This is a genomic window from Methylobacterium sp. AC315, assembly GCF_979253755.1.
The window spans coordinates 89,070-104,122 of record NZ_CEEDEA010000014.1; the positions used below are offsets into that span (position 1 = coordinate 89,070).

A 15,053-nucleotide genomic window follows, 5' to 3' on the forward strand; every position below is an offset into this window, starting at 1 on the left:
GCGGACCGTTCCTCGAAGGAGCGAGCGGCCACCGCGATGAGCCTGAGGTGGCTGCGGGGGCCACCGTTTTCAAGATGTTCCCCGCGCCGCACCCGGCCGAAGCCGGGTGCTTAACGCAACCCCGCCAAGCGCTTACGCGCTGACGCTGGCGGGCGCTTCCTTGTTGCGGTCGCCGTGGATGTAGAGCGGGCGCGACTTGCCTTCCACGACCTCCGGACCGATCACCACCTGCTCCACCGATTCGAGACCGGGCAGGTCGTACATCGTGTCCAGCAGGATGGTCTCCAGGATCGACCGCAGGCCGCGAGCGCCTGTCTTGCGCTCGATCGCCTTGCGCGCGACCAGGGACAGTGCGTCGTCCTGGAACGTCAGGTCGACGTTCTCCATCTCAAACAGCCGCTGGTACTGCTTCACCAGAGCGTTCTTCGGCTCCTGAAGGATCTTCTTCAGCGCCGCCTCGTCGAGATCCTCGAGGGTCGCCAGAACCGGCAGACGGCCGACGAACTCGGGGATGAGGCCGAACTTCAACAGATCCTCAGGCTCCACCGAACGGAAGATCTCGCCGGTGCGACGGTCGTCGGGGGCCTGCACGCTCGCGCCGAAGCCGATCGAGGTGCCCTTGCCGCGTTGGGAGATGATCCGCTCCAGCCCCGCGAAGGCGCCGCCGCAGATGAACAGGATGTTGGTGGTGTCGACCTGCAGGAACTCCTGCTGCGGGTGCTTGCGGCCGCCCTGCGGCGGCACGGACGCAACCGTGCCTTCCATGATCTTCAGCAGCGCCTGCTGCACGCCCTCGCCCGACACGTCCCGGGTGATCGACGGGTTGTCCGACTTGCGCGAGATCTTGTCGATCTCGTCGATGTAGACGATGCCGCGCTGGGCCCGCTCGACGTTGTAGTCCGAGGCCTGGAGCAGCTTGAGGATGATGTTTTCCACATCCTCGCCGACATAGCCCGCCTCTGTCAGCGTCGTGGCGTCCGCCATGGTGAACGGCACGTCCAGGATGCGGGCGAGCGTCTGCGCGAGCAGCGTCTTGCCCGAGCCGGTCGGCCCGATCAGCATGATGTTGGACTTGGCCAACTCGACGTCGTTGTGCTTCGTCGCGTGCGCGAGCCGCTTGTAGTGGTTGTGCACCGCGACCGAGAGGACCTTCTTGGCAAAGTCCTGGCCGATGACGTAATCGTCGAGGACGCGCCGGATCTCCTTCGGGGTGGGCACCCCGTCGCGGCTCTTCACCAACGAGGATTTCGACTCCTCGCGGATGATGTCCATGCACAGCTCGACGCATTCGTCGCAGATGAACACGGTCGGGCCGGCGATCAGCTTGCGGACCTCGTGCTGGCTCTTGCCGCAGAACGAGCAATACAGCGTGCTCTTGGAGTCGTTGCCGCCAGTCTTGCTCATATCGGTCTCCGATTCGTCGCGTACGCAGCCGGCTAAGGGCGCACGCGCATCGCTTCAACGTAAGGGGGCCCGCTTAAAGAAACAGTATGCTGCGCGTCTTTGACCGATGGGCCCTGTCATCGGATGCAAACACGCTGCCGCGGCGGGATCAAGGCCACGCCGCGGCGGTCAGGCGACGCAACCGTCAGGCGGCGGCGGGCTCGGGACGCTTCTGGATGACCTCGTCGATGAGGCCGAACTCCTTGGCCGCATCCGCGGTCATGAAATTGTCGCGCTCCAGCGCGTTCTCAATGGCCGCATAGTCACGGCCGGTATGCTTCACGTAGATTTCGTTCAAGCGCCGCTTCAGCGCCTCGATCTCGCGGGCATGGATCAGGATGTCGGTGGCCTGCCCCTGGAAGCCGCCGGAGGGCTGGTGGACCATGATCCGGGCGTTCGGCAGGGCGAAGCGGTGACCCGGCTCGCCGGCGGTGAGCAGGAGGGAGCCCATCGAGGCGGCCTGGCCGACGCAGAGCGTCGTCACCGGGCAGCGGATGAACTGCATCGTGTCGTAGATCGACAATCCCGAGGTCACGACGCCGCCTGGGGAATTGATATAGAAGGAAATTTCCTTCTTGGGGTTCTCAGCCTCGAGAAACAGAAGCTGCGCCACGATGAGTGACGCACCGTAATCCTCCACGGGACCGGTGAGGAAGATGATGCGCTCGCGCAGGAGACGGGAGTAGATGTCGAAGGCGCGCTCGCCGCGGCTCGACTGCTCGACGACCATCGGCACGAGTGCGTTGTTGTAGACGTCGATCGGATCTCTCATCTCGTCCTGCCCAGAATGAGGCCCGGGGCTGCCGCGAATCAGGGCAGCCCGGGCATGTCAGCGAACACTGGCGATGCTTAACCATCGCCTAACCCTATGCCCGCCGTCCTGGGACAGTGCGGGGCTCAGTCGGCCTTTGCCTCGGCGTTGGACTCGTCCTTGGCCTCGGCGTTATCTGCCGGCTTCTCGCCGGTCGTGTCGTCGTCATCCTCATCGGCGAAAAGCGTCTCTTTCGAGACCGGCTCCTCGACGAGTTTGACCTGACCGAGGACGTGGTCAACCACCTTCTCCTCGAACAGCGGCGCCCGAAGCTCGGCGAGCGCCTGCGGGTTCTTGCGGTAGAAGTCCCACACCTGCTGCTCCTGGCCCGGGAACTGCCGGACCCGAGCGATGAGGGCCTGGTTCACCTCTTCGTCGGAAACCTTGATATCGGCGCTCTCGCCGACCTGCGCAAGCACGAGTCCGAGCCGGACGCGACGCTCGGCGATCTTCCGGTAGTCGGCCTGGGCCTTCTCCTCGGTGGTGTCCTCGTCCTCGAAGCTCTTGCCGCGAGCTTTCAGGTCCTGCTCGACCTGGGCCCAGACGCTGGCGAATTCCTGCGCGACCAGGGAGGGCGGCAGCTCGAAGGCGTACTTGCCGTCCAGGGCGTCCAGGAGTTCCTTCTTCAGCTTGCGCCGCGAGGCCGCCTCGAAGTCGCCGCCGATCGCCTTGGCGATCGCCTCACGCAGCTTCTCGAGCGATTCCATGCCGAGCGACTTGGCGAACTCGTCGTCGATCTTGGCTTCGCCGGCCGCCTGGATCTTCGTGACGGTCACGTCGAACTCGGCATCCTTGCCGGCGAGCTGCTCGGCCCCGTAGGCCTCCGGGAAGGTCGCCTTCACGACCCGCTTGTCGCCGACCTTGGCGCCGACCAGCTGCTCCTCGAAGCCGGGGATGAACGAACCGGAGCCGAGCTCCAAGTCGATGCCCTCGCCCTTGCCGCCCTGGAACTCCTCGCCGTCGATGCGGCCGACGAAATCGATCGTCACGCGGTCGCCGTCCTGAGCCTCGGCGCCCTCTTCCCGCTCGCTGAACGGGCGGCTCTGGCCGGCCATGCGCTGCAGGGCCTCATCGACCTCGGACTCTTCCGGCTTGGCGACGAGCTTCTTAAGGCTGACATCGGACAGGTCGGCCAGCTCGAAGTTCGGCATCACCTCGAGGGCGACCTTGAAGGCCAGGTCGGCCTTGGCGTCGAGCGCCTTCTCGATCTCGGCCTGGTCGGTCGGGAACTCGACCTGCGGCTCCAGAGCGAGCTTGAGATCGTTGTCGGCCACGATCTTGCGGTTCGCCTCGTTGACCGCGTTCTGCACCACCTCGGCCATGACGGACCGGCCATAGACCTTGCGCAAATGCGCCACCGGGACCTTGCCGGGGCGGAAGCCCTTCAGCTGGACCTTGTCCTTCATGCCGGAGAGCTCGGTATTCAGGCGCTCCTCGAGTTCCTGGGCGGCCAGCAGCACCTGAAACTCGCGCTTCAGACCCTGGGCGTTGATCTCGGTCACCTGCATCGTCGTCGTCGCTCTTCAAAAGACCTTGTGGCCGCCGGCCGGGCCGGCGTCGTGTGGCTTGGTCGCGCGGTCCGGGATACGACGGTGTCGGATACGGGGATGAGGCGGCCCCGAACGGGACCGCGCCATCTGGAAGCGTCCTGGTGCGGGCGGAGGGGCTCGAACCCCCACGTCTTGCGACACTGGAACCTAAATCCAGCGCGTCTACCAGTTCCGCCACGCCCGCGCGCGCCGACACCCGGCGCGTCGCCGGCCGCCGGAAGCGCGCCCTATAGCATGGGCCGCACGGCTCGCAGCAAAAAACTTGACCTCCCGTGGCGGCGGTGGCGCGCGGGCGGGCACGCCGCTATCTAGCCGGGGCCATCGCGAGCCGCCGTCGAGATCCCATGACCTCATCCCGCCCCGTGCCGCCGACCGATCCGCGCACCGGTCAGCCGTCGCGCCGGACCCTGCTCGCCACGGCGGCCGCGTTCGGGCTGATGCCGGAGACGGGGCGGGCCCAGGCTCCCGGGACAGGCTCGGCGACACCCGTTCCGCCCCCGGCGGATGCCGCGGCCCAGCCCCCCGCCCTGCCGGCCGCCCCGGGCAAGACCCGTCTGCGGCCCGAGCCCGCGGCCGAGACACCGGTCTGGTGTTTCGACGGCAAGGCCCTGCCCCCGCTGGTCCGGGTCAAGATCGGTCAGCCGGTCCGGCTCAAGATCGAGAACCGCACCGACAAGCCGCTCTCGCTCCATTGGCACGGGGTGCGCAACGTCAACGCGATGGACGGCGTCGGCGGCGTCACCCAGGCGCCGATCCCGCCCGGCGGCAGCTTTCTTTACCAGTTCACGCCTCCCGACGCCGGCACCTTCCTGATCCGCCCCCTCGTGGTCGGCGGAGCGAGCGAGCCGTCCGGCCGGGGTCTCGCCGGCATGCTGGTGGTCGAGGAGGCGACCCCGCCGCTGGTCGATGCAGACGTCGGCCTGGTGATGCAAGATTGGCGGCTGGAAGACGACGCCAGCGTGATGCCGTTCGGTCAGGTTCAGTTCGCAGCGGCGAACGGACGGCTCGGCAATCTCGTGACCGTCAACGGCAAGCCCGTTCCGGACACGTTCGAAGCGCGTCCGGGCGCGCGCGTCCGCCTGCGGCTCGGCAATGCCTGCAACGCTCGCGGAACCCGGCTCCGGTTCGAAGGCGTGAAGGTCTACGTGGCGGCGGTGGACGGGCAGCCGACCGACACGTTCGAGCCCCTGCGGGCGACCCTGCCGTTCCCTCCGGGCACCCGCTACGACCTGATGGTCGACCTGCCCGAGACCGAAGGCGCCGTGTGCTCGATCATCGCGCTGGTCGGACAGGGCCTGACCCTGGCCACCGTCACCACGAAGGGGACCCCGATCGCCGACAAGCGGCCGCCGATCGGCCCGATCGGCGAGAACAAGCGCCTGCCCGCGGAGATCAAGCTCCAGAACGCCCTGCGGCGGGACGTGGTGATCACCGGCGGCGCGATCGTCCCGAAGGCCGCCAAGGATGCCGGAAAGGACAAGCCGGCGCCAGAGCCGGTCTATACCGGCGATCCCCAGAAGATCTGGGCGGTGAACGGGGCCAGCGCCACAACGGGCCTCCAGCCGATCTTCACGGTGAAGCGCGGGCAGGTCGTGGTTCTGGCCCTGCGCAACGAGACCGGCTTCCCGCAGGCCCTGCACCTGCACGGCCATTGCTTCCGGCTTCTACATCCCCTCGACGACGGCTGGGAGCCCTACTGGCTCGACACGTTCCAGCTTCTGGAAGGCCGGACCGCCCGCATCGGCTTCCTGGCCGACAATCCGGGGCGCTGGCTGATCAGCGCCACGGTGCTGGAGCGGTTCGACACCGGCCTGTGGACCCTGTTCGAGGTCACCTGAACGGCAGCCCGTTCCCTACGGGGCAGCGTCGAGGAGACCACTGAGGACAGCGGGCATCAGTTCGGGAATGTCCTCGGCGATCAGGCCCGGGCCGTGGCGCAGGCCGGCATCGCCGTGGAGCCAGACGGCGGCTGCGGCGGCTTCGAAGGGCGGCATGCCCTGCGCCAACAACCCGGCGATCAGGCCGCCGAGCACATCACCCGATCCGGCCGTGCCGAGATACGGGGTGCCGTGATCGTTGATCGTCACCCGGCCGTCCGGGCTCGCGATCACGGTGTCGGATCCTTTCAGCACGACGACGGCACCGGTGAGTGCGGCGGCGGCGCGGGTGCGGGCGACCTTGTCGGCGCCCTCGGTGGTGGCGTCCGTGCCGCCGAACAGCCGCGCGAACTCGCCCTCGTGGGGGGTGAGCACGGTGTGCGATTCCCCGTCCGCGATATGGGCGGCCAGCAAAGGGGCCTGCCCCGAGAAGCTGGTCAACGCGTCGGCATCCAGGATCAGGCTGCGCCCGGCGGCCGCCGCCACCGCAACCCGCTCGCGGGTCGGCTCGCCGATCCCAAGGCCCGGACCGGCCAGCACGACGTTGAGGCGCTCATCGGTGAGCAGGTCGTCGAGGTCGTCGGCGGTCTCGCAGGGACGCAGCATGATGGCGGTGAGCTGGGCGGCGTTCTCCGCCAGCGCAGCCGTGGGGGACGCGAGCGTGACCAGGCCGGCCCCGACCCGCAGGGCGCCCCTGGCGGCGAGCCGGGCCGCACCGGTCTTGGTGGCGGGCCCGGACAGAACCAACGCGTGCCCGCGGGTGTATTTATGGCTCTCGCCGGTTAGGCGTGGGAACACCCGTACCCACAGATCCGGCCCGTTCCGGTAGAGCGCCGGCTCGGCCGCTGCGAGGCCGATCCCCAAGGCTGCTTCACCCGCCCCGATATCGGCCAGGTGCCGGTGCCCGCACAGGCCCCGCCCGGGCTGAAGCAGATGCCCCGGCTTGAACGCGACGAAGGTCACGGTCTCCACGGCGCGGATCGCGACGCCGCGTACGGCGCCGGTGTCGCCGTCCACGCCGCTCGGGACGTCCACGGCCAGCACCGGGCAGCCACCGGCATTCACGGCATCGACCAGGGCACGGGCGGCACCGTCGAGGTCGCGCGACAGGCCGGCTCCGAACAGCGCGTCGATCACGAGGTCGCCGGAGGGCAGTGCGTCGGCCGTGGCTGGATGCACGGGGCCGGTCCAGGCCTCGGCCGCGAGGGCTGCATCACCTGTTAGGGCGGAGCGATCGCCGAGGACGCACAGTTCGATCCGGTAGCCGCGTTCCGCCAGCAGCCGCGCGGCGACGAACCCGTCGCCGCCATTGTTGCCGGGCCCGCACAGCACGACGGCCCGTCCGCCATCGGGCAACCGGGCCGCGGCGCGGGCGGCCACCACGGCACCAGCGGCCTCCATCAGTCGAAAGCCAGGAATACCGCAGTCGATGGCCGCCGCATCGACCCGGCGCATCGCCGCCACCGTCAGCACTCGCATGCTCATCCCCACGTCTGCCCGTGCACCGAACACCTCTGATTAAAAATGCGCCAGAAAATCGTCGAAAGCCCGAAGGATGTGCGTAGCTTGCGCTCCGAATGGGCATTAACGTGATGCCCGTCGCGAAATCGGCGTGGCGGAGGCTTCCCGACGATGTTAGAAATATCCGGCAGCGCAGCGCAGGCCCGAGCGGCATGAAGAAGATCGAAGCGATCATCAAGCCTTTCAAGCTCGACGAGGTGAAGGAGGCGCTCCAGGAGGTCGGCCTCCAGGGCATCACCGTCATCGAGGCAAAGGGTTTTGGCCGTCAGAAGGGCCATACGGAGCTGTACCGCGGCGCCGAATACGTGGTCGACTTCCTGCCCAAGGTGAAGCTGGAGATCGTGCTGTCGGACGCCCTCGTCGAGGGCGCCGTGGAAGCGATCCGCAAGTCGGCCCAGACCGGGCGCATAGGCGACGGCAAGATCTTCGTCTCGACGATCGAAGAAGCGATCCGCATCCGCACCGGCGAGACTGGCACCGACGCGATCTGAAGGCTGATCCGCGCGGCGTCCAGCGCGCGGATCTTACGCCTTGATCACGGGAACGATCAGCATTCCCGCGCCGCGAACTTGTGCTTCCTGTCCCGCCACCATCCTGCCTAAGAATTCACGCTGCACGAATGTCCGGCATCGACGTGCCGGGGCATGGAGTGTTGGGCCGGCAACCCCACATCCTCGGGATCGCACGGCCGGATCGGCCGCTTCGATCCCACTCAGGAGGACCATGTGATGGCCGGAACCGACGGGCGCGAGACCGCCAAGATCTACGAATTGTCGGCGTTCCGGCGCGCCCGACCGGCGCCGCGGGCGGCCGAGAAGGCCAAGCCTGCGCCGATGCCGAGCTTCGGCGGCGCCTGGTACCACGAGGCCGCGATCCGCGACGACGAGCGCCCGCGCCGGACCTGAAAACGGCGAAGCCGGGCGCAAGGGCCCGGCTCCGGAGATTGCTCGACGTCGAAAGCTCTTGGCTTTCGGTCCGCCTCAGGCTGCGACGGCGGCCTCGGTCGGCACCGAAGAGATCGTCTTCAGCACCTGCGAGGCGATCTGGTAGGGGTCGCCCTGCGAGTTCGGGCGGCGATCCTCCAAGTAGCCCTTGTAGCTGCTGTTCACGAAGGAGTGGGGCACGCGGATCGAGGCGCCGCGGTCGGCCACGCCGTACGAGAACTCGTGGATCGAGGCGGTCTCGTGCTTGCCGGTCAGCCGCATGTGGTTGTCCGGGCCATAGACGGCGATGTGATCCTCGCGGTTGGTCTTGAACGCCTCCATGAGCGCTTCGAAATAGGCCTTGCCGCCGTGCTCGCGCATGAACGCGGTCGAGAAGTTGCAGTGCATGCCCGACCCGTTCCAGTCGGTGTCGCCGAGCGGCTTGCAATGGTACTCGACGTCGATGCCGTAGGACTCGCAGAGCCGCTGCAGCAGGTAGCGGGCCATCCACATCTCATCGGCGGCCTTCTTGGAGCCCTTGCCGAAGATCTGGAATTCCCACTGGCCCTTGGCCACCTCGGCGTTGATGCCCTCGTGGTTGATGCCGGCGTCGAGGCAGAGGTCGAGGTGCTCCTCGACGATCTTGCGGGCGACGTCGCCGACGTTTGAATAGCCGACACCGGTGTAGTAGGGGCCCTGCGGGGCCGGGAAGCCGCTGGCCGGGAAGCCGAGCGGGCGGCCGTCCTTGTACAGGAAGTACTCCTGCTCGAAGCCGAACCAGGCGCCGGCATCGTCCAGGATGGTCGCGCGCTTGTTCGACTCGTGCGGGGTCTTGCCGTCCGGCATCATCACTTCGCACAGGACCAGGACGCCGTTCTTACGGGCCGGGTCGGGGAAGTGGCGCACGGGCTTGAGCATGCAGTCGGAGCTGCCGCCCTCGGCCTGCTTCGTGGACGAGCCGTCGAAGCCCCAAATCGGAAGTTGATCGAGGGTCGGGAAGCTGTCGAATTCCTTGATCTGCGTCTTACCGCGCAGGTTCGGGACCGGCGTATACCCGTCGAGCCATATATACTCGAGCTTATATTTCGTCATTCCGGTTCTCTCGTCCGTTGTCGATGCGCGACCCGGTCAACCCCCAGGCGACGCGAACGGCATGCCGCCATCTCGACGGCCGCTGCCGCCTTTGCATGGAGCATGCCAGGACTGTCTTCGACCGCCTTCGATGGGTGGTGATTGCGCGGATAGGCAATCACAGAATCGAGAGGCTCGCTCCGAGAAAGAGCCAAACGTCTCGTTCCATGGGCGATTTCGCCCGTCCGCGGGTGGCAACGCGCGCGCGCGACGGATATCAAGCGGCTCGGCCGGTGCGGCCCGACCCGACGACGGCCGCCCCGAGCGAGAATCCCCGACGCCTTTCCTGGAGGATGCCCACGATGACGACTGCGGCCGAGGTTCTGAAGACCATCCGGGACAACGACGTACGCTACGTGGACTTCCGGTTCACCGACCCGCGCGGCAAGTGGCAGCACGTCACGTTCGACGTCTCCTTGATCGACGATGAGATCTTCGCCGAAGGCACGATGTTCGACGGCTCGTCGATCGCGGGCTGGAAGGCGATCAACGAGTCCGACATGCTGCTGATGCCGGACCCGTCCACCGCCTGCCTCGACCCGTTCTTCTCGGCCTCGACCCTGTCGATCATCTGCGACGTGCTCGAGCCCGCCACCGGCGAGCCCTATTCCCGCGATCCCCGCGGCACCGCCAAGCGCGCCGAGGCCTACCTGCAGCAGACCGGGATCGGCGACACGATCAATGTCGGCCCCGAGGCCGAGTTCTTCGTGTTCGACGACGTGAAGTTCGCCGCCGACCCCTACCGCACCGGCTTCGAGCTCGACTCGACCGAGCTGCCGACCAACGGCTTCACCGATTACGAGGGCGGCAACCTCGGACACCGGGTCCAGACCAAGGGCGGCTACTTCCCGGTCCCGCCGCAGGATTCGGCCCAGGACATGCGCGGCGAGATGCTGGCCGCGATGCAGTCCATGGGCGTGAAGGTCGAGAAGCACCACCACGAGGTGGCCAGCGCCCAGCACGAGCTCGGCATGAAGTTCGACGTGCTGACCAAGCTCGCCGACCACATGCAGATCTACAAGTACTGCATCCACAACGTCGCCCAGAGCTACGGCAAGTCGGCGACGTTCATGCCCAAGCCCGTCTTCGGCGACAACGGCTCGGGGATGCACGTCCACCAGTCGATCTGGAAGGACGGCAAGCCGGTCTTCGCCGGCGACAAGTATGCCGGGCTTTCCCAGGAATGCCTGTGGTACATCGGCGGCATCATCCGGCACGCCAAGGCGCTCAACGCCTTCACCAACCCGTCGACCAACTCCTACAAGCGGCTGGTGCCGGGCTACGAGGCGCCGGTGCTGCTCGCCTACTCGGCGCGCAACCGCTCGGCCTCCTGCCGGATTCCGTGGACCAAGAGCCCGAACGCCAAGCGCGTCGAGGTCCGCTTCCCCGACCCGATGGCCAACCCCTACTTGGCCTTCTCGGCCCTGCTGATGGCCGGCCTCGACGGCATCCGCAACAAGATCGACCCGGGCCCGGCGATGGACAAGGACCTGTACGAGCTGCCGCCGAAGGAGCTGAAGAAGATCCCGACCGTGTGCGGTTCGCTCCGCGAGGCGCTCACCAGCCTCGACAAGGACCGCACCTTCCTCAAGGAGGGCGGCGTGTTCACGGACGACCAGATCGACTCGTTCATCGAGCTGAAGATGACCGAGGTGCTGCGCTACGAGATGACCCCGCACCCGATCGAGTTCGTGCAGTACTACTCGCTGTGATGTGAAGGGGCGGGCCGGGCGCGAAGCCCGGCCCCGGCTGTGAGAGGTGAGTTGGAAGCGCCCGTCGCCTACTCCAAAGCGGACTATCGAACAAAACAAGAACACGCTTGCCACATAAGATTATTAGCCTATGAATGACCCGCTGGCAGGCGGGGTGATTCATGGTCACGAAAGAGATCGTCGTCACCCGGTTCCGGTGGCAACTGGCAGCTCTCAGTGTTGAGGTGAAGCTGCTTCGACTTGGCCTCATCCTTCGGGCCTACAATCCCGGCCAGCCGCGGGTCCCCGCTGGGCATCCGGACGGGGGACAGTGGACGAGTGACGACGGTTCAGTTCGGTTTGAGAACGACAACACAGCGCGCATATATAATGTCAGCGACAAAGATAAATACCAATATAATGTATTTTTAGAAGAAGAATAGGAAAAATTTGGGGAGCATACAATTGATTCACACGTCGGAAAGACCGACGAAGAGATGATGGAACGCGTGCGGAAGAGCCAATGGGGAAACCTGTTGGCCCATGGTGGACTGCAACGCGACGGCTCGTTTGACTCCCGAGAGTCAGCTAACGATCTCGTCAGCCGAACGTTAGCAATCAACGCGCAGCGCGTTGATGAAGTGGCGTCTGGGGAGAAAGATCGCGCCTACTTTACAACGCGGTTCGGATATCGAACCGGCCGCGAGGCATACATTACCAAAGACGGCGTGATGTACATGAGAAATACGCATGGCGTTGCCATATATATAGTCCGCGATCGGCGGTCATCGCGAGGTTATCACGTACAATCGGCATTTCCTTACAATGAAGGAGACTGAAATATCTACACATCCCGAGTTTGACGAATTAACCGGACGCTTTTTTCAAGACGTCGATCGCATTTTCAGCACCGAGGCGGAATTATTGCAATTTGCCATAGAGCCGTTTTCGCAAGAGCGTCGCTTATCTTTGCATGGCTATCTCTCTCTTATCGCCAGCGACGATTTCGACGACAAGGAATTATTAGGTATCTGGAACGACTCGAAAGCGCAGTGGTTGTTCCATTCCGCGCCTCCACTGAGATTGTTCCTGAATAAGATTCGTGACCGATTATGATTACTAAGAGATCTGAAAATTATTATGTCGTTTTCGCAATTATTGTACCTATGTCGCAAAATACTGCTGAAGGCGATGTTTTAAAAGAAGCCCTCCGCCCTGAAATCTTTATCCAATCGGCTTCACGTCCGTTGTCAAAATCGTCAGAATTTGACACATTCACACGCCAATTCCATCAAGATCTTATGGATGATTTTTCGACTGAAGACGCGATCATTCAATGGATTCTTTCCCTTTTCAAAGACGACACCGAACGAGGCCACCTGAAGGCCTATCTTGACACCCTCACGCAGGACGATGTCTCGGACGAGGAACTGCGAAAGCTGTGGTGGTCGTCGGAGGCAGACATCGTATTCTATGATGGCGCCGGACTCCGAGCCTTCCTCAAGAGAGTGCGAGACAGATTGTGACGCGAAAGCAGTCGTGAGCCAGCAGAGCAAGCTGCGGAACCGGGCGCGGCGGGAATCGGGACGGATGCCCGCCACACCGGAATTCATCCACTTCGGTGAGCGGTTCAATTAGAGCATCGACGATCAGGACGCGTCGTCCGAGGAAGCCACCGCCGCGATTCTCGGCTGCTTCAAGGGCGAGGATCGAGCTGCTTGCACGATTTCAAAGGCGCGGTGCTGGAGAGCGACCTGACACCGAAGGAAGGGATAAAACTCTGGGCCACCGCCTGCATCGACTTGCACTTACGTGATCCGGAGGACCTTCGGCGCTTCCTTATCCAGGTTCATCTCGACCAGCGGAAGAGCTTGTGACACGCGGCAGTCTCGATCGTTCAAAGCGGCGGATGCACGCATGCTCACCCTCGACCACCTCGTCGTCGTGGCCCCCGATCTCGCGGAGGGCGTGGCCCATGTCCGCGACTGCCTCGGCCTCGACATGCCGGAAGGCGGGCGCCATCCCGAAATGGGCACCCGCAACCACCTGCTGCGCCTGGGCGCATCGACGTTCCTCGAAGTGATCGCCGTCGATCCCGAGGCAGCGCCTCCGGCGCGCGCCCGCTGGTTCGGCCTCGGCGAGGCCGCGCGGGTGCGGGCGGAGTGGGAGGCCGGCCGGCGGCTGCGCGGCTTCGTCGCCCGCACCGACGACCTCGACACCCTGCTCGCCGCCCATCCCGACCTGCTCGGCGCGGCGGCGACGATGACCCGGGGCGCGCTGTCGTGGCGCTTCGGCCTGCGCCCGGACGGGACCTGGCCGGCGGACGGCGCCGCGCCCTACGCGATGGATTGGGGCCGCCGTCCGCACCCGGCCGGGACGATGCCGGATCTCGGGGCACGTCTCGCGGATTTCACGCTGGAGCACCCGGATCCGGACGCGACGGCGGCCCGGCTGGCGGGGCTCGGCCTCGTCGATCCGCTGCGGATCGTCCCCGGCCCGCTCCCGCGCTACACCGCCCGGATCGCGACGCCGTCCGGCCCGCGCACGCTGACCTGAGGACGGGCCCTCCCGGCCGGCCTGATCGGGTGGATGACCGGCGAGGAGGGCCTGGCCGCGACTCGCGAGCCCCGGCGCAGGAAACCTAGCAGCCCCCCATCGCGCCGCGGTGACGGGAAAGCCCCGTTCTGCACAGGAATCGCCGCGCGGGGACCGGGCGCCACCGCTCAGGTGTGCGCGAAGATGTCGGTCTCCGGCCACCCGTCGAGATCGAGCCGGGCGCGGGTCGGCAGGAAGGCGAAGCAGGCCGCGGCGAGATCGGTGCGGCCCTCGCGGGCCAGCATCGCGTCGAGCCGCTCCCGGGCGGCGTGGAGATGGAGCACGTCCGAGGCCGCGTAATCCTGCTGCGCCTGCGTCAGGGTCTCGGCGCCCCAATCGGAGGATTGCTGCTGCTTGGAGAGATCGACGCCCACCAGCTCGCGGACCACGTCCTTGAGCCCGTGGCGGTCGGTGTAGGTGCGGGCGAGCTTCGAGGCGATCTTGGTGCAGTAGACCGGCGCCGGCATTACGCCGAACGCCTTGAACAGCACCGCCACGTCGAACCGGGCGAAGTGGAAGATTTTTAGGACTTCGGGATCCGCCAGGACGCGCTTGAGCACCGCCGGCTCGGGGCCGTCCTGCGGGATCTGGACCACGTCCGCCGTGCCGTCCCCGGTGGAGATCTGGACCACGCAGAGCCGGTCCCGGTGCGGGTTGAGGCCGAGCGTCTCGGTGTCGATGGCCACCGCCCGGCCCGCATCGTAATCGGTGGGCAGGTCGCCGCGGTGGAGGCGTACGATCGGGCTCGGCATGTTTTTGGGACCTTCGACTGATTTGGCCGGTACCATCGAGGCCCCGTGGCAGCAAGTGAACGACGGAGAGGCGAGACCATGACCGCAGCCGAGGTGATCGCGACCCTGGGCCTCAAACCCCATCCGGAGGGCGGGCATTACCGCGAGACCTTCCGCGATCCGCGCATGGTGGACGGCCGCTCGGTCGGCACCGCGATCTATTTTTTGCTCGACATCGGCGAGGCCTCGGCCTGGCACCGCGTGGACGCCACCGAGATCTGGCACTGGCATGCCGGCGCGCCGCTGGTGATCACCACGAGCCCGAACGGCCACGACGCCACCGCCCAGCATCTCGGACCCGACCTCGCCGCCGGGCAGCGCCCGCAATGCGTGGTGCCGGCCGGCCATTGGCAGACCGCCACCAGCCTCGGCGCCTGGACGCTCGTGGGCTGCACGGTCTCGCCGGGCTTCGACTTCTCCGGCTTCGAGATGGCCCCGCCCGACTGGCGGCCGACGCCAAGGGGCTAGCGTCCGGGCGCGACCGGCACCGGACCGCATTCAGGGCGACGACCGCTTCGGCCGAGACATCGCTGCCGGCGCACGGGTTGGAACGGAGGCCCATCCCGTGCGCCCGCGCCGCCTTGGCCGATCGCGGTGCCGGTGCGATAACGCCCGACCTCTCGCAGCCGCCCGCGCCATGCCCGCCCCCCTGAGACGGCCCCCACGTCGCCGATCCCGATCCCGCCTCGGCGGACGCGGGCGCGCGGTTTCGTGAACGCC

The 15,053-nt window shown here is 66.3% G+C and carries 16 protein-coding genes and 1 tRNA gene; 10 read left to right on the top strand and 7 right to left on the bottom strand.

The genetic code is table 11. The features are described 5' to 3' along the window. Positions 1-132 precede the first annotated feature (132 nt). From clpX to AC0IY0_RS20955, 4 genes are all read right to left on the bottom strand, one after another. The gene (gene clpX, locus AC0IY0_RS20940) at positions 133-1,404 is read right to left on the bottom strand and encodes an ATP-dependent Clp protease ATP-binding subunit ClpX (protein ID WP_007567156.1); all 1,272 of its coding nucleotides are present in this window, start codon (positions 1,402-1,404) and stop codon (positions 133-135) included. A gap of 184 nt (positions 1,405-1,588) precedes the next feature. Continuing rightward, complete coding sequence (locus tag AC0IY0_RS20945) at positions 1,589-2,215, bottom strand: ATP-dependent Clp protease proteolytic subunit (RefSeq protein WP_007567155.1); 627 nt, start codon at positions 2,213-2,215, stop codon at positions 1,589-1,591. A 125-nt stretch (positions 2,216-2,340) separates the two neighbouring features. Further along, positions 2,341-3,762 carry a trigger factor gene (gene tig / locus AC0IY0_RS20950; RefSeq protein WP_147908827.1) on the bottom strand — a complete coding sequence of 474 codons (1,422 nt, stop codon included), beginning with the start codon at positions 3,760-3,762 and terminating at the stop codon, positions 2,341-2,343. A gap of 141 nt (positions 3,763-3,903) precedes the next feature. Then, positions 3,904-3,988, bottom strand: a tRNA-Leu gene (locus AC0IY0_RS20955). 160 nt (positions 3,989-4,148) lie between these two features. Here AC0IY0_RS20955 and AC0IY0_RS20960 point away from each other — a divergent pair. Next, positions 4,149-5,642: a multicopper oxidase family protein gene (locus AC0IY0_RS20960; protein ID WP_461232393.1), complete on the top strand. Its 1,494-nt coding sequence runs from the start codon at positions 4,149-4,151 to the stop codon at positions 5,640-5,642. Positions 5,643-5,657: 15 nt separating this feature from the next. Here the strand turns inward: AC0IY0_RS20960 and AC0IY0_RS20965 are convergent, their stop codons facing one another. Beyond that, a complete protein-coding gene (locus tag AC0IY0_RS20965; protein ID WP_471765369.1) occupies positions 5,658-7,160 on the bottom strand; it encodes an NAD(P)H-hydrate dehydratase in 1,503 nt (500 codons plus the stop codon). 194 nt (positions 7,161-7,354) lie between these two features. Between AC0IY0_RS20965 and AC0IY0_RS20970 the strand changes: the two genes are divergently transcribed. Both AC0IY0_RS20970 and AC0IY0_RS20975 read left to right on the top strand, forming a co-directional pair. Continuing rightward, positions 7,355-7,693: a P-II family nitrogen regulator gene (locus AC0IY0_RS20970; protein ID WP_003600526.1), complete on the top strand. Its 339-nt coding sequence runs from the start codon at positions 7,355-7,357 to the stop codon at positions 7,691-7,693. Between the two features lie 237 nt (positions 7,694-7,930). Further along, positions 7,931-8,107: a DUF2735 domain-containing protein gene (locus AC0IY0_RS20975; protein WP_147941474.1), complete on the top strand. Its 177-nt coding sequence runs from the start codon at positions 7,931-7,933 to the stop codon at positions 8,105-8,107. Positions 8,108-8,182: 75 nt separating this feature from the next. Here AC0IY0_RS20975 and AC0IY0_RS20980 read toward each other — a convergent pair whose 3' ends face one another. After that, entirely contained in the window at positions 8,183-9,217 is a 1,035-nt protein-coding gene (locus AC0IY0_RS20980; protein ID WP_471765355.1) for a glutamine synthetase beta-grasp domain-containing protein, read from the bottom strand. Between the two features lie 341 nt (positions 9,218-9,558). Here AC0IY0_RS20980 and glnA point away from each other — a divergent pair, with 341 nt between their 5' ends. The 6 genes from glnA to AC0IY0_RS21010 all read left to right on the top strand — a co-directional run bounded on the left by glnA (position 9,559) and on the right by AC0IY0_RS21010 (position 13,503). After that, a complete protein-coding gene (gene glnA / locus AC0IY0_RS20985) occupies positions 9,559-10,968 on the top strand; it encodes a type I glutamate--ammonia ligase (protein WP_147910538.1) in 1,410 nt (469 codons plus the stop codon). A gap of 443 nt (positions 10,969-11,411) precedes the next feature. After that, positions 11,412-11,786, top strand: a complete 375-nt coding sequence (locus tag AC0IY0_RS20990) for an RNase A-like domain-containing protein (RefSeq protein WP_471765370.1) — start codon at positions 11,412-11,414, stop codon at positions 11,784-11,786. Next, positions 11,773-12,063 carry a hypothetical protein gene (locus AC0IY0_RS20995; RefSeq protein WP_471765357.1) on the top strand — a complete coding sequence of 97 codons (291 nt, stop codon included), beginning with the start codon at positions 11,773-11,775 and terminating at the stop codon, positions 12,061-12,063. Before AC0IY0_RS20990 ends, AC0IY0_RS20995 begins: the two co-directional genes overlap by 14 nt. After that, positions 12,060-12,473 carry a hypothetical protein gene (locus AC0IY0_RS21000; protein WP_471765359.1) on the top strand — a complete coding sequence of 138 codons (414 nt, stop codon included), beginning with the start codon at positions 12,060-12,062 and terminating at the stop codon, positions 12,471-12,473. The genes AC0IY0_RS20995 and AC0IY0_RS21000 overlap by 4 nt, the downstream gene beginning before the upstream one ends. Before the next feature lie 192 nt (positions 12,474-12,665). Further along, positions 12,666-12,824, top strand: a complete 159-nt coding sequence (locus AC0IY0_RS21005) for a hypothetical protein (RefSeq protein ID WP_187193412.1) — start codon at positions 12,666-12,668, stop codon at positions 12,822-12,824. A gap of 40 nt (positions 12,825-12,864) precedes the next feature. Next, positions 12,865-13,503: a VOC family protein gene (locus AC0IY0_RS21010; protein ID WP_147910541.1), complete on the top strand. Its 639-nt coding sequence runs from the start codon at positions 12,865-12,867 to the stop codon at positions 13,501-13,503. A 167-nt stretch (positions 13,504-13,670) separates the two neighbouring features. On the opposite strand, the gene AC0IY0_RS21015 is transcribed toward AC0IY0_RS21010, so the two are convergent. Further along, positions 13,671-14,294, bottom strand: coding sequence for a ribonuclease D (locus AC0IY0_RS21015; RefSeq protein ID WP_147910542.1), 624 nt, complete (start codon positions 14,292-14,294; stop codon positions 13,671-13,673). A gap of 78 nt (positions 14,295-14,372) precedes the next feature. Here AC0IY0_RS21015 and AC0IY0_RS21020 point away from each other — a divergent pair, with 78 nt between their 5' ends. Then, positions 14,373-14,801, top strand: coding sequence for a cupin domain-containing protein (locus AC0IY0_RS21020; protein ID WP_147910543.1), 429 nt, complete (start codon positions 14,373-14,375; stop codon positions 14,799-14,801). Positions 14,802-15,053 lie beyond the last annotated feature (252 nt).

Coding starts and splice junctions, on each gene's coding strand:
- AC0IY0_RS20975 (WP_147941474.1), top strand. CDS start 7,931: ATGGCCGGAACCGACGGGCGCGAGACCGCCAAGATCTACGAATTGTCG.
- AC0IY0_RS20995 (WP_471765357.1), top strand. CDS start 11,773: ATGAAGGAGACTGAAATATCTACACATCCCGAGTTTGACGAATTAACC.
- AC0IY0_RS20965 (WP_471765369.1), bottom strand. CDS start 7,160: ATGCGAGTGCTGACGGTGGCGGCGATGCGCCGGGTCGATGCGGCGGCC.
- AC0IY0_RS20945 (WP_007567155.1), bottom strand. CDS start 2,215: ATGAGAGATCCGATCGACGTCTACAACAACGCACTCGTGCCGATGGTC.
- AC0IY0_RS21000 (WP_471765359.1), top strand. CDS start 12,060: ATGATTACTAAGAGATCTGAAAATTATTATGTCGTTTTCGCAATTATT.
- AC0IY0_RS20980 (WP_471765355.1), bottom strand. CDS start 9,217: ATGACGAAATATAAGCTCGAGTATATATGGCTCGACGGGTATACGCCG.
- AC0IY0_RS21020 (WP_147910543.1), top strand. CDS start 14,373: ATGACCGCAGCCGAGGTGATCGCGACCCTGGGCCTCAAACCCCATCCG.
- glnA (WP_147910538.1), top strand. CDS start 9,559: ATGACGACTGCGGCCGAGGTTCTGAAGACCATCCGGGACAACGACGTA.
- AC0IY0_RS20960 (WP_461232393.1), top strand. CDS start 4,149: ATGACCTCATCCCGCCCCGTGCCGCCGACCGATCCGCGCACCGGTCAG.
- clpX (WP_007567156.1), bottom strand. CDS start 1,404: ATGAGCAAGACTGGCGGCAACGACTCCAAGAGCACGCTGTATTGCTCG.
- AC0IY0_RS21015 (WP_147910542.1), bottom strand. CDS start 14,294: ATGCCGAGCCCGATCGTACGCCTCCACCGCGGCGACCTGCCCACCGAT.
- tig (WP_147908827.1), bottom strand. CDS start 3,762: ATGCAGGTGACCGAGATCAACGCCCAGGGTCTGAAGCGCGAGTTTCAG.
- AC0IY0_RS21010 (WP_147910541.1), top strand. CDS start 12,865: ATGCTCACCCTCGACCACCTCGTCGTCGTGGCCCCCGATCTCGCGGAG.
- AC0IY0_RS20970 (WP_003600526.1), top strand. CDS start 7,355: ATGAAGAAGATCGAAGCGATCATCAAGCCTTTCAAGCTCGACGAGGTG.